The sequence below is a fragment of the Christensenellaceae bacterium 44-20 genome (genome assembly GCA_041223705.1).
In the GTDB taxonomy this organism is placed as follows: domain Bacteria; phylum Bacillota; class Clostridia; order Christensenellales; family Christensenellaceae; genus QANA01.
This window is the reverse complement of sequence record JBCLQU010000001.1, coordinates 465,584-484,155: the sequence shown is the minus strand read 5'-3', so window position 1 is coordinate 484,155 and position 18,572 is coordinate 465,584. Positions and strand designations below refer to the sequence as shown.

General features: G+C 52.4%; 16 protein-coding genes. 3 read left to right on the top strand and 13 right to left on the bottom strand.

The window, feature by feature from the left end; all coding sequences use genetic code 11:
• Positions 1-57: 57 nt before the first annotated feature.
• The 7 genes from AALG83_02580 to AALG83_02550 all read right to left on the bottom strand — a co-directional run bounded on the left by AALG83_02580 (position 58) and on the right by AALG83_02550 (position 9,030).
• Positions 58-1,002: a transketolase family protein gene (locus AALG83_02580; GenBank protein ID MEY8382044.1), complete on the bottom strand. Its 945-nt coding sequence runs from the start codon at positions 1,000-1,002 to the stop codon at positions 58-60.
• Between the two features lie 3 nt (positions 1,003-1,005).
• Positions 1,006-1,848 (bottom strand): transketolase, encoded by an 843-nt coding sequence (locus tag AALG83_02575; protein ID MEY8382043.1) that lies wholly within the window; start codon positions 1,846-1,848, stop codon positions 1,006-1,008.
• A gap of 117 nt (positions 1,849-1,965) precedes the next feature.
• Positions 1,966-4,362, bottom strand: a complete 2,397-nt coding sequence (locus AALG83_02570; protein MEY8382042.1) for an HAD-IC family P-type ATPase — start codon at positions 4,360-4,362, stop codon at positions 1,966-1,968.
• 54 nt (positions 4,363-4,416) lie between these two features.
• Complete coding sequence (gene ftsZ / locus AALG83_02565; protein MEY8382041.1) at positions 4,417-5,592, bottom strand: cell division protein FtsZ; 1,176 nt, start codon at positions 5,590-5,592, stop codon at positions 4,417-4,419.
• Between the two features lie 19 nt (positions 5,593-5,611).
• Positions 5,612-6,790 (bottom strand): pilus assembly protein PilM, encoded by a 1,179-nt coding sequence (pilM, locus tag AALG83_02560; GenBank protein MEY8382040.1) that lies wholly within the window; start codon positions 6,788-6,790, stop codon positions 5,612-5,614.
• A gap of 15 nt (positions 6,791-6,805) precedes the next feature.
• Positions 6,806-8,467, bottom strand: a complete 1,662-nt coding sequence (locus AALG83_02555; GenBank protein ID MEY8382039.1) for an AMP-binding protein — start codon at positions 8,465-8,467, stop codon at positions 6,806-6,808.
• Positions 8,468-8,481: 14 nt separating this feature from the next.
• Positions 8,482-9,030: a cupin domain-containing protein gene (locus AALG83_02550; GenBank protein ID MEY8382038.1), complete on the bottom strand. Its 549-nt coding sequence runs from the start codon at positions 9,028-9,030 to the stop codon at positions 8,482-8,484.
• Here AALG83_02550 and AALG83_02545 point away from each other — a divergent pair.
• Genes AALG83_02545 through AALG83_02535 form a run of 3 tightly spaced genes read left to right on the top strand, consistent with a single transcriptional unit; the run spans position 9,019 to position 10,741 of the window.
• On the top strand, positions 9,019-9,432 hold the full coding sequence (locus AALG83_02545) for a DUF1294 domain-containing protein (GenBank protein MEY8382037.1): 414 nt from the start codon (positions 9,019-9,021) through the stop codon (positions 9,430-9,432). The two genes, AALG83_02550 and AALG83_02545, sit on opposite strands and share 12 nt — an antisense overlap.
• Positions 9,429-10,529 carry a ComEC/Rec2 family competence protein gene (locus AALG83_02540; GenBank protein ID MEY8382036.1) on the top strand — a complete coding sequence of 367 codons (1,101 nt, stop codon included), beginning with the start codon at positions 9,429-9,431 and terminating at the stop codon, positions 10,527-10,529. Before AALG83_02545 ends, AALG83_02540 begins: the two co-directional genes overlap by 4 nt.
• A gap of 8 nt (positions 10,530-10,537) precedes the next feature.
• Complete coding sequence (locus AALG83_02535) at positions 10,538-10,741, top strand: DUF3006 domain-containing protein (protein ID MEY8382035.1); 204 nt, start codon at positions 10,538-10,540, stop codon at positions 10,739-10,741.
• A gap of 55 nt (positions 10,742-10,796) precedes the next feature.
• Here the strand turns inward: AALG83_02535 and AALG83_02530 are convergent, their stop codons facing one another.
• The 6 genes from AALG83_02530 to murF form a co-directional block, all read right to left on the bottom strand.
• Positions 10,797-12,674, bottom strand: a complete 1,878-nt coding sequence (locus tag AALG83_02530; GenBank protein ID MEY8382034.1) for an ABC transporter ATP-binding protein — start codon at positions 12,672-12,674, stop codon at positions 10,797-10,799.
• A 1-nt stretch (position 12,675) separates the two neighbouring features.
• The gene (locus tag AALG83_02525) at positions 12,676-14,415 is read right to left on the bottom strand and encodes an ABC transporter ATP-binding protein (GenBank protein MEY8382033.1); all 1,740 of its coding nucleotides are present in this window, start codon (positions 14,413-14,415) and stop codon (positions 12,676-12,678) included.
• Complete coding sequence (locus AALG83_02520) at positions 14,408-14,917, bottom strand: MarR family winged helix-turn-helix transcriptional regulator (protein ID MEY8382032.1); 510 nt, start codon at positions 14,915-14,917, stop codon at positions 14,408-14,410. Before AALG83_02520 ends, AALG83_02525 begins: the two co-directional genes overlap by 8 nt.
• A 161-nt stretch (positions 14,918-15,078) precedes the next feature.
• The gene (locus AALG83_02515) at positions 15,079-15,681 is read right to left on the bottom strand and encodes an N-acetylmuramoyl-L-alanine amidase (protein MEY8382031.1); all 603 of its coding nucleotides are present in this window, start codon (positions 15,679-15,681) and stop codon (positions 15,079-15,081) included.
• A 117-nt stretch (positions 15,682-15,798) separates the two neighbouring features.
• Positions 15,799-16,962 carry a D-alanine--D-alanine ligase family protein gene (locus tag AALG83_02510; GenBank protein MEY8382030.1) on the bottom strand — a complete coding sequence of 388 codons (1,164 nt, stop codon included), beginning with the start codon at positions 16,960-16,962 and terminating at the stop codon, positions 15,799-15,801.
• Between the two features lie 24 nt (positions 16,963-16,986).
• On the bottom strand, positions 16,987-18,570 hold the full coding sequence (gene murF / locus AALG83_02505) for a UDP-N-acetylmuramoyl-tripeptide--D-alanyl-D-alanine ligase (GenBank protein ID MEY8382029.1): 1,584 nt from the start codon (positions 18,568-18,570) through the stop codon (positions 16,987-16,989).
• Positions 18,571-18,572 lie beyond the last annotated feature (2 nt).

Here is an 18,572-nt window from a genome sequence, read left to right as displayed (position 1 = left end):
CCCAATATAGAAAGAAAACTTACTGCATTGCAGTAAGTTTTCTTTGCGAAGAGAAGCTTATTTCGCCAGCTCTTCTTTGATGACTTTCTCGATATTTTCAGCGCAGAGGCCAAACTCTTTTAAGAGATCGACCGCCGGGCCGGAATAGCCGTATCTGTCATAGACACCAATTCTTCTGACAGGCGTCGGGCAATTCTCGCTCAGCACAGAGCAGACTGCTTCGCCCAGACCACCGATGACGTTGTGCTCCTCCACCGTGATGATCTTGCCCGTCTCTTTTGCGGCTTTGATGATGATCTCCTCATCGATAGGCTTAATCGTGTGGATATTGATCAGGCGCGCATGAACACCCTGCTCCTCCAGGCTCTTCACAGCCTTGAGCGCTTCGCCAACCATCAGGCCCGTTGCGACGACGGTAATATCGTTGCCATCATGCAGCTGAATGCCCTTTCCAAGCTCGAAATGATAATCATCGTTATTGTTGATGCTCTCTGCCGCCAGACGGCCAAGGCGCAGATAAACCGGGCCTTTATGCAGAACAGCCGCTTCCACAGCTGCCAGCATCTCGTAGTGATCCGCAGGGTTGAGCACAACCATTCCGGGGATCGTGCGCATGAGGGCAATATCCTCATTGCACTGATGCGTTGCGCCGTCTTCGCCGACGGAGATGCCGGCATGCGAGCCGACAACTTTTACGTTCAGCTTGGGATAGCCGACCGAGTTTCTGATCTGCTCATAAGCTCTGCCAGCCGAGAACATTGCGAAAGAAGCCGCAAACGGGATTTTTCCGCAGGTAGCCAGGCCAGCCGCGATGCCGATCATATTGCTCTCAGCGATGCCGCAGTCGAAGAAGCGATCGGGGTGTGCCTTTTTGAACGTGCCGGTTTTGGTTGCAGCAGCGAGGTCTGCATCCAGCACAACAATTTCCGGATATTTTTCCGCGAGCTTTGTAACCGCTTCGCCGAAGCTCTCACGCGTTGCTTTTTTTACGATTTCCGCCATGTTTTAAGCCTCCAGTTCCTTCAGGGCCGCTTCGAGCTCGCCCATCGCGATATCATACTGCTCTTTGTTGGGAGCAGAGCCGTGCCAAGCGACGTTGTTTTCCATATAGGAAACGCCTTTGCCCTTGATCGTTTTTGCGACGATCGCGCAGGGCTTGCCTTTTACTGTTTTCGCATGATCCAGCGCTTTTTCGATCTCTTCAAAATCGTTGCCATTGATGGTTACGACATCAAAGCCAAATGCCTCAAATTTCTTATCGATGGGCGAAGGACCGCCAACTTCGTCGACAGGGCCGTCGATCTGCAGGCCGTTGTAGTCGACGATGACGCAGAGGTTATCCAGTTTTTTATGCGCAGCGAACATCGCAGCTTCCCAAACCTGTCCTTCTTCGATCTCGCCGTCGCCCAGCAGCGTATAGACGCGGTAATCCTTCTGATCCAGCTTGCCTGCCAGCGCCATGCCGACAGCCGCCGAGATGCCCTGCCCCAGGGAGCCGGAGCTCATATCTACGCCGGGCGTACCCTTCATATCCGGGTGCCCTTGCAGGAACGAGCCGATATGCCGCAGGCTCTTCATCTCTTCGGGAGAGAAATAGCCGCGCTGCGCCAGCGCGCTGTAAAGGCCCGGTGCACAATGCCCTTTGGAAAGGACGAGACGATCCCGATCCGCATTTTTCGGATCCTTTGGATCAATGCGCATTTCCTTAAAATACAGATAGGTGAAGATCTCAGCCGCCGAAAGCGAACCGCCCGGATGGCCGGATTTCGCCGCAAAGACGCCTTCGATGATCCCGAGGCGAACTTTCGCCGCGTTCACTTTGAGTTGTTTCAATTCCGAAGCGTTCATGGAATCCCTCCTGATTTATAATCGCGCTTCCCCAGGGAAGCATAGAGCTACTAAGTGATCAATCGATTTTATTATAGCCGATGCTGGCTCAAAATGCAATCCAAAGTGAGAAAATATTCAGCCTATTCTCATTTCCCGCCGCTTGTATTTTTGCCGCACCTTCCCTATCGTGCGGGCAAATAAAGCGTTGAGCGGCCAGATCAGCAGTGCAATTCCCAGGGTGATTAGCAGCATTTTGGGCGTAATTGCCGTAAGGTAGAGCATTTCTGGAATAAAAAGTACCGCCAGCAAAAACAGAGAGCTCATGAGTGTAAAAAGCGCAGCCCGCAGCCAGTTCAGCGGCAGCGAGATCTGGAAAAGCGCAAACATAAAGCAGAAGCCGAGGGTAAGCATGCTCAAAGTGGAGACCTGCTCCTGCGTCAATGCAAAAGCCGGCTGGAAAATGCTGATGAGTGCGATAAGCAGGCTGGCCGAAAATGCGCCTGGAAGCGCGGATACCAGAACATCTGTAAGAAAACTGCCCGTTACCCTCTCCTGGTTTGGCTGAAGCGCCAAAATGAAAGAGGGTGTGCCGATAAACAGTGCGCCGATGAGCGAAAACTGAATGGGCAAAATCGGATAGTTGCTGGGGATGATGAGAAAAATGACCGAGAGCAGAAAGGAGAGCACCGTTTTAACCAGAAAAAGCGAGGCCGAGCGCTTTAGATTGTTGATGACGCGCCTGCCTTCCATGACGACATTATAGAGCGCATGCAGATTGGAATCCAGAAGGACGATGGGCGAAACGGTGATTGCCGCATCACTGCCCGATGCCAGAGCCATGCCGCAGCTGGCCTCCTTGAGGGCCAGTACATCGTTGACGCCATCCCCCACCATGCCCACAGTGTGTCCCTTCTTTTTTAGGCTGGCGATGATCTGCTTTTTCTGCTTTGGGGCGACGCGCCCAAAGACGCTTGTTTTGGGGATTGCCTCCTCCAGCTCTTCTTCCGAAAGCTCTGCAATATCCAAATATCCTTTTATATTTTGCACTCCTGCGCGCTTTGCGATGGCATGCGCAGTTTTTGCGCTATCCCCAGAAATGATGACCAGCTCGACACCTTCCTGCTGGAAAAAAGAGAAAATTTCCTCTGCTTCTGGGCGGATCACATCCTCCAAAACGAGCAGCGCCAAAGGCTGCAGGCCGTCTGGGAGCGTTTCAGACAGCGCAGGCTCCGCCGTATGAGCTAAGAGCAAAACCCGCTGCCCCCTCTCTTCCAGCTCTGTTACCTGCTGCATAAAATCCGTCTGCACACAATGCCGGCAGAGAATTTCGCTGGCACCCAGAAGATAGCTCTCCCCTTCCTTTGCAAAGCAGGCGCCGCTCCATTTCCTGATGGGTGAAAACGGAATCTTTGCACTGCATTCCCAGCAGGTGCTCCCGGGAAACTGTTTTTTCAGAGCTAAAAAGGTGCTGTTGTGATCCTCCAGCGCGCCTATCAGCTCTCCAACGATTTTTTCTGTGGGAACTGGGAAATCTGCCAAGGGCAGCACCTCGCGGAAGCGAATCTCTCCCGTCGTGATTGTGCCCGTCTTATCCAGGCAAAGCGTATCTACCCGCGCCAGCGTCTCGATGCAATAGAGATCCTGGACCAGCGTTTTCTTTTTTGCCAGGCGAATGACGCCGACCGTCAGCACCATGCTCGTCAGCAAAATAAGCCCCTCGGGTATCATGCCGATAATGGCCGCGATGGCGGATACAGACGAATAGCGGAGCGTAGAATGCAGCAGGAAATACTGTTTGCAGAATAGAAATGCACCGAACGGGAGGATAAACCCGCTGATCAGCTTAATGAGCCGATTCAGCTCCCTGATGATCTCGGAGTTTGCTTTGGAGATCACCTTCGCCTCATTTGCGATGGAATTGGCATAGCTTTCCAGCCCGACTTTTTCCACCCGGGCTTTGCATCTCCCGGAGATCAGGAAACTTCCTGAGAGCAGAGCATCTCCGTTTTTCTTAAAAATCGCGTCTGCTTCTCCTGTGAGCAGGGATTCATCCACCTCGCAGCTGCCCGAAATCACGGAACAGTCTGCGCAGATTTGGCTTCCCTGCTCCAGCAGAACAATATCACCCTTGACCACATTGCTCACCGGAATCTTCTGTTCCCGGCCGCCGCGCAGAACCCGCACCTCCGGCTGAGAGATCAGAGAGAGCTTATCTACAGCTTTTTTTGCCCGAATCTCCTGGAAAATTCCGATCACAATATTGCAGATGACCACGAGTAAAAACAGAGCGTTCCGATAAGAGCCCAGCGCGATGACAACCGCGCCAAGAATCAGATTGAGCAGATTGAAATAGGTCATTGTGTTATCCCAGATAATCTGCCCATATGGCTTGGAGCGCACGCTGCTCTCGGCATTGCTCTGGCCGGCCAGAATCTGTGTCTGCACCTGCTCTTCACTCAAACCGAAGTCCGCATCTGCCTGGATGGCCAGCTCTGCGGGTTTTTGTTTTAATTTTGTTCTCAGTTTTTTCATATTTTTTCCATAATCAAAAGAAGCCGGCATTTGCCGACTTCTTTTTCTCTTTTTTTAGTCGTCCATGGAAATTCTCTTGGGAGATTTCTTTAAGAACAGCGGAAGCTGCGGCTCATCTTCAGGATCGAGATAGTCGAAGTTCTTTTCCGTAATGCCGGAAGGCGCAGCAGATTTATTCAGGCCGCGGTTCATAAGATTCGCGCTGGCATTATTTGCATAATCATTCACTCTATTCTTGATCGTCTCTTTCACTTCGCCAGGGGCAGGCCTGCTGCCGCTGCCAAAGCCAGTTGCGATCAAGGTAACGCGCACTTCGTCGTCCAAATCCATATTGACATCCGCACCCATGATGACATTCGCATCCGGATCTGCGGCTTCCTGAATGAGCTTGAACGCCTCTTCGATTTCAGGCAGGCCAAACGTCTTGTCTCCGACAATATTGAAGATGATGCCCTTTGCACCCTGAATGCTGGTATCCAAAAGCGGGCTCATGATCGCCTGCTTCGTCGCATCGACCACCTTATTTTCACCATAACCGACGCCCATACCCATATGCGCCGTGCCGCGCTCGAGCATAACCGTTCTGACGTCTGCAAAGTCCAGGTTGATGATAGCAGGCTTTGCAATGAGTTCCGTCAGGCCCTGAATGCCCTGGCGCAGCGCATCGTCTGCCAGCTTGAAGGATTCCATCAAAGGCGTGCTCTTGCCCACAACATCCAGCAGTTTGTCGTTCGGGATTTTGACGATGCTGTCCACAGCATTCATCATATCTTCAAAACCAGCTTCTGCCGCCCGTTTTCTGGGCGCGCCTTCAAACCAGAAAGGCGTGGTTACAAAGCCGACGGTCAAAGCGCCGCAATCTTTTGCGATTTGCGCGACAACCGGGGCAGCGCCTGTGCCTGTCCCACCGCCAAGGCCAGCCGCAATGAAAACCAGATCTGCGCCTTTGATGACGCTTTCCAGCTCATCTCTGCTCTCCTCCGCTGCTTTTCTTCCGATTTCCGGATTAGCGCCGGAGCCAAGACCTTTTGTGAGTTTTTCGCCAATTTGAATTTTATTGGGCGCATGGTTGAGATAAAGCGCCTGCTTATCTGTATTGACAACGATGAATTCTGCGCCTTCAAGGCCATATTCAACCATGCGGTTCACAGCATTGCCGCCGCCGCCGCCGACACCAATGACTTTGATATTCGCGACAGTTCCCATCTCTGTGTCTAATCCCAAGGGCATATGATTTCCTCCCAAACTTTTACTTCATATTTAAAAAACGGTTCACTTTATCCCTAATTTTAGAGCCTATTTCATTACCTCTTAAATGATATACTGTCGCCGAGTTGTTGTCAAGAAGTGCGACGCCGGAATTGTAAATTGCAGGCAGCCCACGGTACTTATTTCTGGGGGGCAGCGTCAGGTTTGCATGAATCTGTCTTTTTAAATATGCATCAAATCCCTGCATAGAAATACCTGCTCCGATGAGGTAAATCTTCGCATCTTTGCGCAGGTAATTCCGATAGCGGTATAGCTCCCGGCGCACTTCTGTGCAGACAATATCGGCAATTTCATCGATGGAATTTTTGATGGAAGCAGCATCGAACTGCACCATCCGCCCGGCCTCATCCTTTGCATAAACTTTCTCTCCGGGCTGAAGGTCGATGCCGAAAATGTGTCTTCTTTTTAAACTTTCTGCCAAATTTTCCCTGATATCCAGGCGGCTCACTAGGCGGTTGGTAACCGTGCTCCCGCCCAGATCGATGGTGCTGTGCGCCAGTATCGTATCGCCATAGGCAACCGTAACCCCTGTGCTGTAATAGCCGATATCGATGATGGCGGAGGTGGCATCCCGCTCCTGCTGAGGAATATAGTGCAGGGCCTGGGCCAAAGGCTCGCAGATGAACTTGTCCACGGAAATTTTTCTGGAGAGCAGAGCCCGCTCTACGCTGTCCAAAAAAGGCTTATGCCCGTAAAAATAGGTCATTCCACAACGCAGCGTTGCCGTTTTCAGATTGATGGGCTCGTTGAGATAGACATTATCCCGATCATCCATAAAATAGGCTGGGCGGACGTCGATCAGATCCGCACCTCCTACCTCTTTTGGCTTCAGCCGGTTGACCAGCCAATCGATATCTTCTTCCTTAACAAGCCCTTTGATTTTCTTTTTGCCTTCCCGAAATACAATTTTGCAGAAACACCCGGGAACACCCACAGCACAGCTTTTGATGGTCTTTCCAACCTGACTTTCCGCGCCGGAAATCGCGGTCATGAGATCCTCGGCGAAAGCGGAGTAGCCCGACCATTTTCCATTTTTAATGCCATCATAACGCACAAGGCAGGCCCCGGGGACGCTCGTCAGAGCCTCTCCGCCAGGCCGCTCGATCAGGCAGACTATTTTAGATGTGCCGATTTCTAAAACCGCATTTAACTTCGCCATAACACCTTGACCAAACTACTGATTTTTATCTTGATTGCGAATCTCGACCCGGCGGATTTTCCCGCTCGTCGTTTTGGGCAGCTCGCGCACGAACTCGACAATTCTGGGATACTTATAGGGCGCCGTTACCTTCTTCACATGATCCTGAATTTCTTTTTTGAGCACATCGCTGGGCTCATACTGCTTGGTAAGCACGATTGTCGCCTTGACGACCTGGCCGCGCACGGGATCCGGCGCCGCTGTTACTGCGCATTCCAGCACAGCTGGATGCGTCATCAGCGCATTTTCCACCTCAAACGGCCCAATGCGGTAGCCCGAGCATTTGATGACATCGTCGCTTCGGCCTACAAACCAGTAGTAGCCATCTGCGTCTCTCCAGGCGGTATCCCCTGTATCATACATGCCGTTCCGCCAAGCGCTGGCGTTGGCCTGCTCGTCCATATAATACTCTTTAAAAAGACCCACCGGCGGATGCGCAACAGCATCTCTAACGACCACCCTGCCCACGATGCCATCTTCGCAGGAATCGCCGTTTTCATCGATAATATCAATCTTATAGAGCGGCACAGGCTTGCCCATGGAGCCCGGCTTAATCGGGAACCACTTGAAGTTTGCCAAAAGCACCGTGCCCTCGGATTGCCCAAAGCCTTCGGTCAGCGAAAGGCCGGTTTTGCGCTGGAATTCGTAGAAAACTTCCGGGTTGAGCGGCTCTCCCGCGATGGTGCAGTGCCGGATTGAAGAGAGATCGTAGTGCGAAATATCCTCGCGGATCAGAAAACGGAAAACCGTGGGCGGCGCGCAGAAAATCGTCGGCCGAATGCGCTCGATTGTCTCCAGCATATGTTTTGCGTTGAATTTTACGACGTCGTAAGCGACGATGGTCGCCCCGCAGATCCACTGCCCGTAGATCTTTCCCCAGCCAAACTTGGCCCAGCCGGAGTCGGCATTGACCATATGCACATCGCCCTTATGCGTATCCTGCCAGTATCTGGCCGTCACGATATGCCCCAGCGGATGCGAGAAATCGTGCAGAATCATTTTGGGCATGCCCGTAGTTCCGGAGGAAAAATAGATGAGCATGGGATCGGTGATGGCGGTCGCCTCCGCTCCCGTTGGGCGCGTCCAACGCTCGCTGGCCTCTTCCACCTTTGCACGGTAATCGATAAAGCCCTCTACCCGCTCTCCGACAATACAGACCTTCTCCACCGTTTCACACTGCGGCAGGCTGTCCTGGATATGCCGCACAACTTCCTGCATATCCACGCTGATGATCATCTTGACGTTTGCCGCATTGCAGCGATAGACGATGTCTTTGGGCGTGAGCAAAAAGGTAACCGGGATGGTAACTGCGCCAATTTTTTGCAAAGCCAGCATGGTTGTCCACACTTCGATGCGCTGCATGAGGATCAGCATGACCCGATCGCCCTTGCCGATGCCCATTTCCTTTAAGGCGTTGGCGGTTTTATCGCTCAGGCGCTTGATCTCCGCAAAGCTTAAAATGCGATCGCAGTTCTCCTCGTTGCACCAGTGCAGCGCAGGATCTTCCGGGCACTGTGCCGCCCATTCATCCATGACATCATAGGCAAAATTGAAATTTTCCGGGATGTTCACCCGATAATTCTCTATAAAATCTTCATAGGAGGAAAACTCCGTTCTGGGCAAAAACTTTTCTAACATTTCCTGCTAACCCCTCATTCGTTGATGATAGTCAAAAATTTTGCCGAGCCGAATTCGGCCATCTGGCCATGGGGGATCGCCGGATCAAAGTAGATGCTGTCCCCTTCCTTCAGCTGGAACTTATGCGGCCCGTACAGCACGGTAACGACGCCTTCCAGCACATAGTTGAACTCCTGCCCGCCGTGCGTTACCAGCTCGGGCGCGGACTGCTTGGGCTCCAGATTTACGATCATGGGATTCATATCCCGGTTCATAAAATTGAAGGCCAGAGCCTGGAAGCTATACTCCTTATAGCGCTCGACAGAGATTCCCTTCCCTTTTCTCGTAATCGTATATTGGTTCATGCGCGGCGCCTCGCCCGTCAGCAGGACAGTGGGATCCACCTTGAGCACTTCTGCGACGGCATAGATGGCGCTGATGGGAATATCCAGCTCCGCGCTCTCGTATTTGACATAATCGTCGAAATCAATGCCAGCTTTCTGCGCGACTTCTTCTTTTGAAATTTCCAGTATCTCCCGCAGCTCCCAAATGCGCCGGGCGACTTCTGCAACATGCTGATTCATCTTGCGATCTCCTCTATCCAAACAATAATGCTATTATATCACGATCTATTCACTTCTGAAAAGTATTTTTCCTATTTGAATGCACATGAAAATTCAGGTATACTAGATGCCATGAAAAGCAATTTTGGATTCTTTCTGTCATTCTATCTGCCTATCCTAAATCTGCTGGCATTTTTCGCCTGCGGATGGGATAAGCATCTGGCGCGTCAGCATCGCTGGCGTATACCTGAGCGGGCACTGCTTGCGTTTGCATGGCTGGGCGGGGCGGCGGGTATGCTGCTGGGCATGCATCTTTTCCGCCATAAGACACAGCACCGAAAGTTTACCATCCTGGTGCCGCTTGCCCTGTTCCTTCAGCTTTTCCTTCTGTTCTTTCTATTTTTCTCTCGAGGTGTTCTATGAAAAAGCGCAAATCCTCTGCCCTCTCTTTGGCAACCATTCTCTTTTTTCTCATAGCCGCGGCCATCTATTTCTTTGCTCAGCCTGGAGAGTCCGTTCCGAGCGGCGTCTCGCCCGTTGCGCCGAGTGCGGGCTCGCCGGTTCTTTCGGATCTTCCCGGCGATGCGGATGGGCTTCGGGTGATCTACATTGACGTCGGCCAGGGAGACAGCGCGCTCATCTTGACACCGGATGGAAAATCAATGCTGATCGATGCCGGAGAATCTTCGGCGAAAAATAAAGTGGCTCAGATTCTGGAGGAATATGGCATAACGACGCTTAACATGCTCGTCGCAACGCATCCGCATTCCGATCACATCGGCGGAATGCAGTATATCGTGGAGAATTTCCAAATTGAGCAGGTTTGCCTGCCTGGTGTCAGCCATACCAGCCAGGGGTACGAGAATCTGCTTTTGGCCATTCAGGAGCGGAAAATTCCAGCACTTCAAGCCAAAGCAGGCGAAAGTTTTCAGCTGGGCAGCGATGTGTGCTGCGAAATTCTGGCCCCAGTGCAAGAGGAATATGAAAACCTCAACGATTATTCTGCGGTCATCCGCGTCTGCTTTGGGGAAACTTCCTTTCTGTTTACGGGAGATGCCGAAGCGCTTTCCGAAGCCGAAATCCTGGAAAATACCGCTGGATCCGTCCGCTCGACTGTGCTCAAAGCCGGGCATCATGGCAGCAAAACTTCCAGCTCGGATGCCTTTATTCGGGCCGTTTCCCCTGAAGCCGCCGTCATCTCCTGCGCAAGCGAAAACTCCTATGGCCACCCGCATACCGAGACGCTGGAAACATTGGCGCGCCATCGCGTAACCATCTACCGGACGGATGAGCTGGGCGATATTCTGGCCTATTCCGACGGGGAGACAGTTCGCTTTGCAAAGCCCGGCACAGCACCCGTTCCTGCTTCTGAAAAAATCGATACCGTCTATATCACCGCCAGCGGCAAAAGCTATCATCGGAAAGGATGCCGCTACTATAGCGATCAGAGCGTCGCTCTGACAGTTGAAGAGGCCAAAAACCTCGGGTACCACGCCTGCACAAAGTGCATTCAGAACTAGGAGGCAAGATGAAATTCATTATCGACCGAATCGAACAAGACACAGCAATCGTCGAGCTGGAAAGCGGCGAGATCCTTTCCCTGCCCTACGCCCTGCTTGGCCCGCTCCAGGCAAAGGAAGGCGATGTCTTGCGGCTTAGCATCGATCAGGAAGAGACTGCAAAGCGCCGCGGGCGCGTTTCCTCCCTGCTAAAAGATATCTTTCAAAAATAAGCGCTGCCAAAAAAAAACACCATGCCATAGTGTGCATGGTGTTTTTTTAACGGCATTATTCCAGCTCAAACATGCCGGTATAGAGCTGATAGTATTTCCCTTTTTGCGCCAGCAGTTCATCGTGGTTGCCGCGCTCGATGATGCGCCCGTTTTCCAGGACGATGATGGTATCCGCGTTGCGGATGGTCGAAAGCCGATGCGCGATGACAAAGGTCGTTCTGCCTTCCATCAGGCCGTCCATCCCCTTTTCAATCAGGCGCTCTGTGCGGGTATCGATAGAGCTGGTGGCCTCATCCAAAATCAGCACAGGCGGATCCGCCACTGCCGCTCTGGCAATGGAGAGCAGCTGCCGCTGGCCTTGGGATAAGTTGGCCCCGTTTGCCGTCAGCATGGTCTGATAGCCCTGCGGCAAATGCCGGATGAAGGAATCTGCATTTGCCAGCTTGGCCGCCGCAACGACTTCCTCGTCTGTAGCATCCAGCTTGCCATAGCGGATGTTATCTGCCACTGTACCCGTAAACAGGTTGGTATCCTGCAAAACGATGCCCAGCGATCTGCGCAGATCTGCCTTCTTGATCTTGTTGATATTGATCCCATCATAGCGGATCTTGCCGTCCGGCACGTCGTAAAAGCGGTTGATCAGGTTGGTGATGGTGGTTTTGCCCGCGCCCGTCGAGCCGACGAACGCGATTTTCTGGCCCGCATGGCCGAACAGCGTAATGCCGTTCAGGACGGTTTTCTTATCCGTATAGCCGAAGACTACATCCTCAAACTCGACGTCTCCTTTGAGTTCGGTGTAGGTAATCGTGCCATCCCCTTGGTGAGGATGTTTCCAGGCCCAAATGCCCGTGCGCCGCTCGGATTCCCGCAATGTGCCATCCGGCTGTTTTTCCACGTTGACCAGCGTAACATAGCCGTCGTCTACCTCGGCAGGCGTATCGATCAGGTTGAAAATGCGCTCTGCCCCGGCAAGCGCCATCAGAATCGCGTTAAACTGCTGGGAAACCTGCGAGATTGGCGCAGAAAATGTTCTGGTATAGAGCAGGAAAGAGGCAATCGTTCCCACGTCCATCCGGCCGGCCAGCAGAAGCACGCCGCCCAGAATCGCCGTCAGCGCATAGTGCACATAGGAGATATTTCCCATCACAGGCATCATGATATTGGCGAACATCGAAGAGCGTTGTTCCGCCTCGCCCAGCCTTCTGGAGATTTCCTCAAACTCCCCGGTAGCGATCTCCTCGCGGCAGAACACTTTGACGACTTTCTGCCCCTCTACCATCTCCTCGACATATCCATTGATATTGGCCAGTTCTTTCTGCACCCTGCCAAAATGCCTGGACCCACGGCTGGAGATAAACCGCGCAGCGCCGAGCATGATAACCAGGATGATCAGCACGAGCGCAGTCAGCTCCCAGCTCAGGACGAGCATGACCACAAAGATGCCCGTAACATTGAAAATGGTATTGAGAATCTGCGTCAGGCTCATAGAGAGCATCTCGCGCAAAACATCCGTATCGTTGGTGAACAGGCTCATGGTCTCGCCATGCGTATGCGTATCGTAATAGCGGATGGGCAGCTCTTGCAGGTGGTTGAACAGATCCACGCGAATCGCATAGAGCGTGGAGGTGGAGATATCCGACATAATGCGCCGGCAGACAAAAGTTGCTCCCGCGCCCAGCAGATAGATGACCCCCATGATAACCAGCATGGTGATAAAGCCCGCCAGGCTGGGGTTTTGCTGGCCGATAAAGGGCACGATATAGTCGTTTAGAATCGGCTTGAAGAAATACCCGCTGGCGACAGAAGCGCCTGCGCTGAAAATGACCGCCAGGATGACAAACGCGATTTTAAGCTTATATTCGAGCAGATAGCCCAAAAGCCGGCTGATCGTGCGCTTGGTATCCTTCGGTTTAATATTCCGCACTTTCGCCATGTTAAGCCACCCCTTTCTGCTGGGAATGATAGAGATCCTGGTAGATCTCGTTGCGCGCGAGAAGCTGCTCATGCGTCCCGATATCGACGATCTCGCCCTCGTTCATGACGATGATCTTATCCGCATCGCTGACAGAGGTGATGCGCTGTGCGATGATAATCGTGGTCGTCCCGGCCAGTTTTTCCCGCAATGCGCTGCGGATCTGGCTGTCCGTTGCAGTATCCACGGCGCTGGTGCTGTCGTCCATGATGATGACCTTCGGATTGCAGAGCAATGCTCTTGCGATACACAGCCTCTGCTTTTGCCCGCCGGAGACGTTGACGCCCCCCTGCCCCAGGTCTGTGTCGTAGCCCTCTGGGAAGGAAGTGATGAAATCGTGCGCCGAAGCAACCTTGCAGGCCTCTATAATCTGCTCATCCGTGGCATTCGGGTTGCCCCATTTCAGGTTCTCCCGAATGCTGCCTGAAAAGAGCACGTTTTTCTGGAGCACCATCGCGACGCTGCTGCGCAGGTTTTTGAGCGAATACTCCCGCACGTCCCGCCCGCCGATGCGGACTGAGCCGCTCATGACGTCATAGAGCCGCGGAATCAGCTGAACCAGCGTGGTCTTTGCCGAGCCTGTTCCGCCGATGATGCCGACCATCTCCCCTGGCTGGATATCCAGGTTGATATGGCTGAGCGTCAGATTCTCTTCGTTGTTGCTGTAGCTGAAGCAGACATCGTCGAACTTGATAGAGCCGTCTTCTACCAGCAAATCCGAGTGCTCTGCGGAATCCTTAATATCGATCTCTTCATCCAAAACCTCGGAAATGCGCTCGACAGATGCTCTGCAAATGACAATTTGCACGATGACGTTGGTCAGCAGCATGAGCGCCATCAAAATCTGGCGGATATAGCTGATATAGCTCATGAATTCCCCGGTCGTCATGCTGCCCCCGATGATCAGATTGCCGCCAAACCAAGCGATCGCGATCATGCAGGCATACATCACCAGTTCAAACATTGGGTCGTTCAGGGCCAAAATGCGCTGTGCGCCCATCTGTGCTGCGCGCACGCCCTCCGCCGTATCCTGGAATTTTTCCTTCTCATAATCGCCGCGGACATAAGATTTCACTACACGGATGCCCGTCAGGTTTTCCTGGATATCCAGGTTCATTTTATCGTATTTGCGCAGCATGGCCTGAAACTTCGGGTAGGCGGTTGTCGCGATGAAATAAAGCGCCGCGCCCAGAACCGGAACTGCAATAATAAAGACCCACGCCAGCTCGGGGTTTATGCTGATGGCCATGATCGTCGTGCTGATGAGCATGATAGGCGCGCGGAAAAGCAGCCGCAGGCTCATCATAAAGGCGATGCGCACGTTGCGCACGTCTGTCGTGATGCGCGTGAGCAAAGAGGCCGTGCTGAATTTATCGATATTGGCAAAAGAATACTGCTGGATTTTAGAAAACATCCGATCGCGCAGTTCTCTGCCGAATCCCGCGCTCGCGATGCTGCTGCATTTTGAAGAAAGCACACCGCATACCAACGCCAATCCCGCCAAAAGCACCATGAGCAGCCCCATTTTAACGATATAGCCAATGCCGCCGTTTTCCACATCGCCAATGCCTACATCGATAATCTTTGCCATGACGACTGGAATGAAAATATCGAAAAACACTTCCAGCATGACAAACATCGGCCCCAGAAAAGCAAATTTTTTGCATCTGCTATTGAGGCACTCCTTCATCAGTTTAATCATTTTTCCCTCCGCTTTCCTTTATACTAAGCTGGTTTTCCAGCGCAATGATCGAAAATAGAGAAATATCCTCCTCGTTTTTGTTACTGGACAGATTATGAATGAGGCGATCCAGGTAGTTTTCCAGCTCTTCCAGCTCCTGCTCGGAGAAACCGTCGAACATTTGATGGTTCAAACTCTGCGCAATCGCCTTGCACTGCTCGCTCGTCTCAAGCCCTTTTTGCGTGATGGAAAGACGGTTTTGGCGCAAATCTTTTTCATCTACCTCTTTTTGAATGAGCCCGGTCTTCTGCATCCGCTTGACAGAGGCGGCAATGGAAGCAGGCGAAACGGCCAATGCCTTTGCCAGCTCGACTTGTGTGCATTGCGGGTTTGCTTTTACATATTGCAAAATCGGGTTTTGCTGCATATCGACTTCTAAGTCGGCAGCCAGCTTTCCAAATAAGCCGCGGCGCAAAAGGTAGATTTTGCGGATACGCCTAGAAAGCTCCGTCATCTTAGACATAAAGCATCCTCCCAATTCGTTAATCGTTTAATTATTAAGCGACTATTTATATTATAGCAAGCTGGATTTTTATGTCAATCATTTTCCCGCGTTTTTTAGGCCGCAGGAAAGTTTCTATAACAAAAAAGCGCTGCCTTTTTGCAGCGCCTTTTGCCAATCTCTTAAAATGTAGTGCCGTTATACTGATATTGCAGCATTGCCGCGTCTTCCGGCGTATCCGGCGTATAGGGAATTCCGAAATACTGCAAAATGCCTTTGGAAATCTCCCGCCCAAGCTCATAGATATTATCCATGATAAACTGTGCGTCCGCGCGGTTATCGTGAAAAGCGACTTCTGCCAAAATTGCCGGGGCGACCGTCCGGCGCAGCTCATACATGCCCTGGCCGTTAAAAGTCTGATAGCCCTCCTTGACGCCGAGATCTTCCGTTGGGGTCAGCGCGGAGAGATACTGGTAAATATCTCTTGCCAGGCGCTCGCCCTCGCCGCCAAAGCGGTGTGTATAGACCTCTGCGCCGCGCGCTTCCCCGCTGGCAGAGGCATTGGAGTGAAGCGCCACATGCACCCTCGGGTTCAGGCTATTGGATTCCGCCACAGCCTGCGCCAGCGACATCTCCGGGTTGTTTCGCGCAACCGAAAGCCCATGGCGCTGCAATTCATATGCCACAACATCCGCAATCTGGTTCATTCTCTGTTCTTCTGTTCCGTAATTCCCATAGCCCACATTCCATTCCTGCAGGGATGGGGATAAATATACATCTATCATCGTCTTCCTCCATTGAGCGCATTTTCTTTATATAGTATGAAAATGGAAGAAAAAACGTAACTCAGTGCCTGGGCGCAAAAAAGCACTTCCCCGCCGGGAAGTGCTTTTATTTTCCTGCTATTTCACGCGCTTTGTGCCTGCGCCGGCCTTTTTGAGGATTTCCGAATCAAAGCTGAACTGACTGGCCGCCTTTTGCTTGCTGCGCTTCAGGGCGTTTTCTACCAGCGTATCGATGAGCTGGCTGTATTTGATGCCCATGGGCTCGTAGAGATAGAAGGCAAAAGAGCCGGGGATGGTATTTACCTCATTGGCATACAGCGTATCCGTCGCGTTGTCGATCATGAAATCGATGCGCACGACTCCCGCCATATCCAGCCCTTTGAAAATTTGCAGTGCCAGATGCTCGATCTCCTCCTGCTTTTCTTTGGAGATTTTGGCCGGAAGCTCGCGATCCAGCGATTTCATGCCCTTGGAGCCGCCCTCTTTATGCAGATATTTTTCGCTGAAATCCAGCACTTCCTTGGCCGTAATCGGGCGCTCGCACAAGCTGGTTTTTGCATCTGATCCCAGCCCGACTACCGCACAGTTAATCTCCGTCAGATCGTCGATAGCCGGCTCGACCAAAATACGGCGGTCGTAGTGTATAGCGACTTCAATTCCCTCTTTGAGGCCTGCGGCATCTTTCGCTTTTGTGATGCCGATGCTGGAGCCCAGATTGGCCGGTTTGACGATCATCGGATAGCTCATCGCCGCCTCTGCCTTTTCAATGATGGCCTGGGCGTCTTGTTCATATTCCGTGCGTTCGAAGTAGATGCAGTCCAGCACGGGAATCCCAAGCCCCTTAAACGCCGCTTTCATGACGATCTTATCCATACCCACGGCGCTTCCCGTGACTCCTGCGCTGGTATAGGGGATATCAGCAAGCTCCAGAAAACCCTGGAGCGTCCCGTCTTCGCCGTGCATACCGTGCATGGCAATGGCGGCAACATCGATCATCCCGATGGCTTTCATGCCAAAGCGCCCCTGTTTATAGAGGGCGCGGGAGCCAGCCTCGGGCAAAAGGAACACCCGCTCAATGCCCTTCTGGGAAAAATCGGGGTTCAGGAAAAATTTGGCATCTGCCAGCTGGTTTCCATAATACCATTCCCCTTTGCGGGAAATATAGATGGGCAAAACATTGTATTTGCTCTTATCTACATTTTCGATAAACTGCGTTCCCGAAATAATCGAGACATCGTGCTCAGCAGTTCTGCCGCCAAAAATAACCGCAAGATTGATCATGCTTCTTCTCCTCTGCTATCGCGCTTATTCATTATAGTTATCAGGCAAATCGTTTTCAAACAGGACGACATCGCCTGCCCTAAGCATTTTTCCCATCTCCTGCGAGGCTTCCGCCAGAGAGCTGCTTACGAAAATATGCTGGCCGTCAAAGCCCGCTTCCAGCAGGCCATCGTAAATCGGGCGCGTATGCCTGGGGCCAACCAAAAAGACAAAATCTGCAACCCCTGCCATATTCTTGCCAAAAGCCTTATTTTCCGCATCCTCTGCCTCGCCCAGCTCAACCATGCCGGGGGTTACGACAAATTTGCGGCCGGAAAAGCTGGAGAGCACCTCCATCGCGACCCGCGTGCCTGCAGGATTGGCGTTAAAAGCATCGTCGATCACAGTCACGCCGTTATTCGTCGGCAGCAGCTGCAGGCGGTGCTCCACCGGCTCTATCTTTTCAATTCCCGCCTGAATCTGCGCATCGCTTAATCCAAGCTCCCTTGCGATGGCAACACAGCCGAGAATATTGAGGATGTTATGCTTGCCAAGCAGTTTGGTCTTGGCAGAAAAGCTGTTTCCGCGCCTATCGCGGATGGTAAAACTGCTTCCGCCCTCTCCGCAGACAATATCGCCCGCGGCGATATCCCAATCTGCCTGCTCTCCTTCCAGCGCAAACAGGCATTTTTGCATATTCTGCGTCTGATCATAAAGTTGCTTGCAGATGGCGCCGTCGTTTGGGAAAAAGGCTTTTCCCTGCTCGGGCAGACCCGCGATCAGCTCATATTTTGTCTGGGCAATCGTCTCGATATTGCCGAAGGTCTCCAGATGCTGGGGCCCGACAGATGTGATAATGCCCAGGCCCGGCCGCACCAGCTCGACCAGTTCCGCAATATCACCTTTGTGCTTGGCGCCCATTTCCGCCAAAAAGACTTCGTGCTCTGCCTCCAGGTTCTCCCGGATCACCCGCGTAAGCCCCATCGGCGTATTATAGCTGGAGGGCGGAACCAAGACGCTGTATTTTTCGCTTAAAATCGTTCCCAAGATAAATTTTGCGCTGGTCTTGCCATAGCTGCCTGTAATGCCGATTTTGATGAGCTCGGGGCGCTCCTGCAGCTTGTGCTTGGCATCGTTTAAATAATGCCGGCGGACCAGCGCTTCGATGGGCGCGTTGATGGTATTGGCCGCGATGAGATAGAGCGGCGCCAAGGCCACAAAAAGCGCCAAAATCGCTCCGCCTGCAAGATAGCCCAGATAGCAAAGAAGCAGCATCAGGATTGCCTCGCAGCAAAGCATACGCTTGACGCGGCTCGTATAGACCAGCGGTTTTTTGGCATCCTTCACGCGGAATTTGCAGAGGAACAGCACGCCCAGCCCTGCAAAGCCTGCCAGCAAAGCCCAGCCGGCAATCTCTCCCAGCACAGCGCGCAGCAGATAGGTCAGCGCATATAAAATTGCCATGCCGATGACTGCGAGAACTGAGCCAAACCCATACTGCATCAGCCATTTGAGATAGCCTTTTGCCCGGTATCCCTCCAGCTGAAACATATGCATATAGCTAAAGCTGAGCGAAAAGCAGAAAAGCCCGGCCAGCGATGCAGAGACAAGATAGAATGCCGTTTCCATAG

Coding starts and splice junctions, on each gene's coding strand:
- AALG83_02580 (MEY8382044.1), bottom strand. CDS start 1,002: ATGGCGGAAATCGTAAAAAAAGCAACGCGTGAGAGCTTCGGCGAAGCG.
- AALG83_02575 (MEY8382043.1), bottom strand. CDS start 1,848: ATGAACGCTTCGGAATTGAAACAACTCAAAGTGAACGCGGCGAAAGTT.
- AALG83_02570 (MEY8382042.1), bottom strand. CDS start 4,362: ATGAAAAAACTGAGAACAAAATTAAAACAAAAACCCGCAGAGCTGGCC.
- ftsZ (MEY8382041.1), bottom strand. CDS start 5,592: ATGCCCTTGGGATTAGACACAGAGATGGGAACTGTCGCGAATATCAAA.
- pilM (MEY8382040.1), bottom strand. CDS start 6,790: ATGGCGAAGTTAAATGCGGTTTTAGAAATCGGCACATCTAAAATAGTC.
- AALG83_02555 (MEY8382039.1), bottom strand. CDS start 8,467: ATGTTAGAAAAGTTTTTGCCCAGAACGGAGTTTTCCTCCTATGAAGAT.
- AALG83_02545 (MEY8382037.1), top strand. CDS start 9,019: ATGCTGATTCATCTTGCGATCTCCTCTATCCAAACAATAATGCTATTA.
- AALG83_02550 (MEY8382038.1), bottom strand. CDS start 9,030: ATGAATCAGCATGTTGCAGAAGTCGCCCGGCGCATTTGGGAGCTGCGG.
- AALG83_02540 (MEY8382036.1), top strand. CDS start 9,429: ATGAAAAAGCGCAAATCCTCTGCCCTCTCTTTGGCAACCATTCTCTTT.
- AALG83_02535 (MEY8382035.1), top strand. CDS start 10,538: ATGAAATTCATTATCGACCGAATCGAACAAGACACAGCAATCGTCGAG.
- AALG83_02530 (MEY8382034.1), bottom strand. CDS start 12,674: ATGGCGAAAGTGCGGAATATTAAACCGAAGGATACCAAGCGCACGATC.
- AALG83_02525 (MEY8382033.1), bottom strand. CDS start 14,415: ATGATTAAACTGATGAAGGAGTGCCTCAATAGCAGATGCAAAAAATTT.
- AALG83_02520 (MEY8382032.1), bottom strand. CDS start 14,917: ATGTCTAAGATGACGGAGCTTTCTAGGCGTATCCGCAAAATCTACCTT.
- AALG83_02515 (MEY8382031.1), bottom strand. CDS start 15,681: ATGATAGATGTATATTTATCCCCATCCCTGCAGGAATGGAATGTGGGC.
- AALG83_02510 (MEY8382030.1), bottom strand. CDS start 16,962: ATGATCAATCTTGCGGTTATTTTTGGCGGCAGAACTGCTGAGCACGAT.
- murF (MEY8382029.1), bottom strand. CDS start 18,570: ATGGAAACGGCATTCTATCTTGTCTCTGCATCGCTGGCCGGGCTTTTC.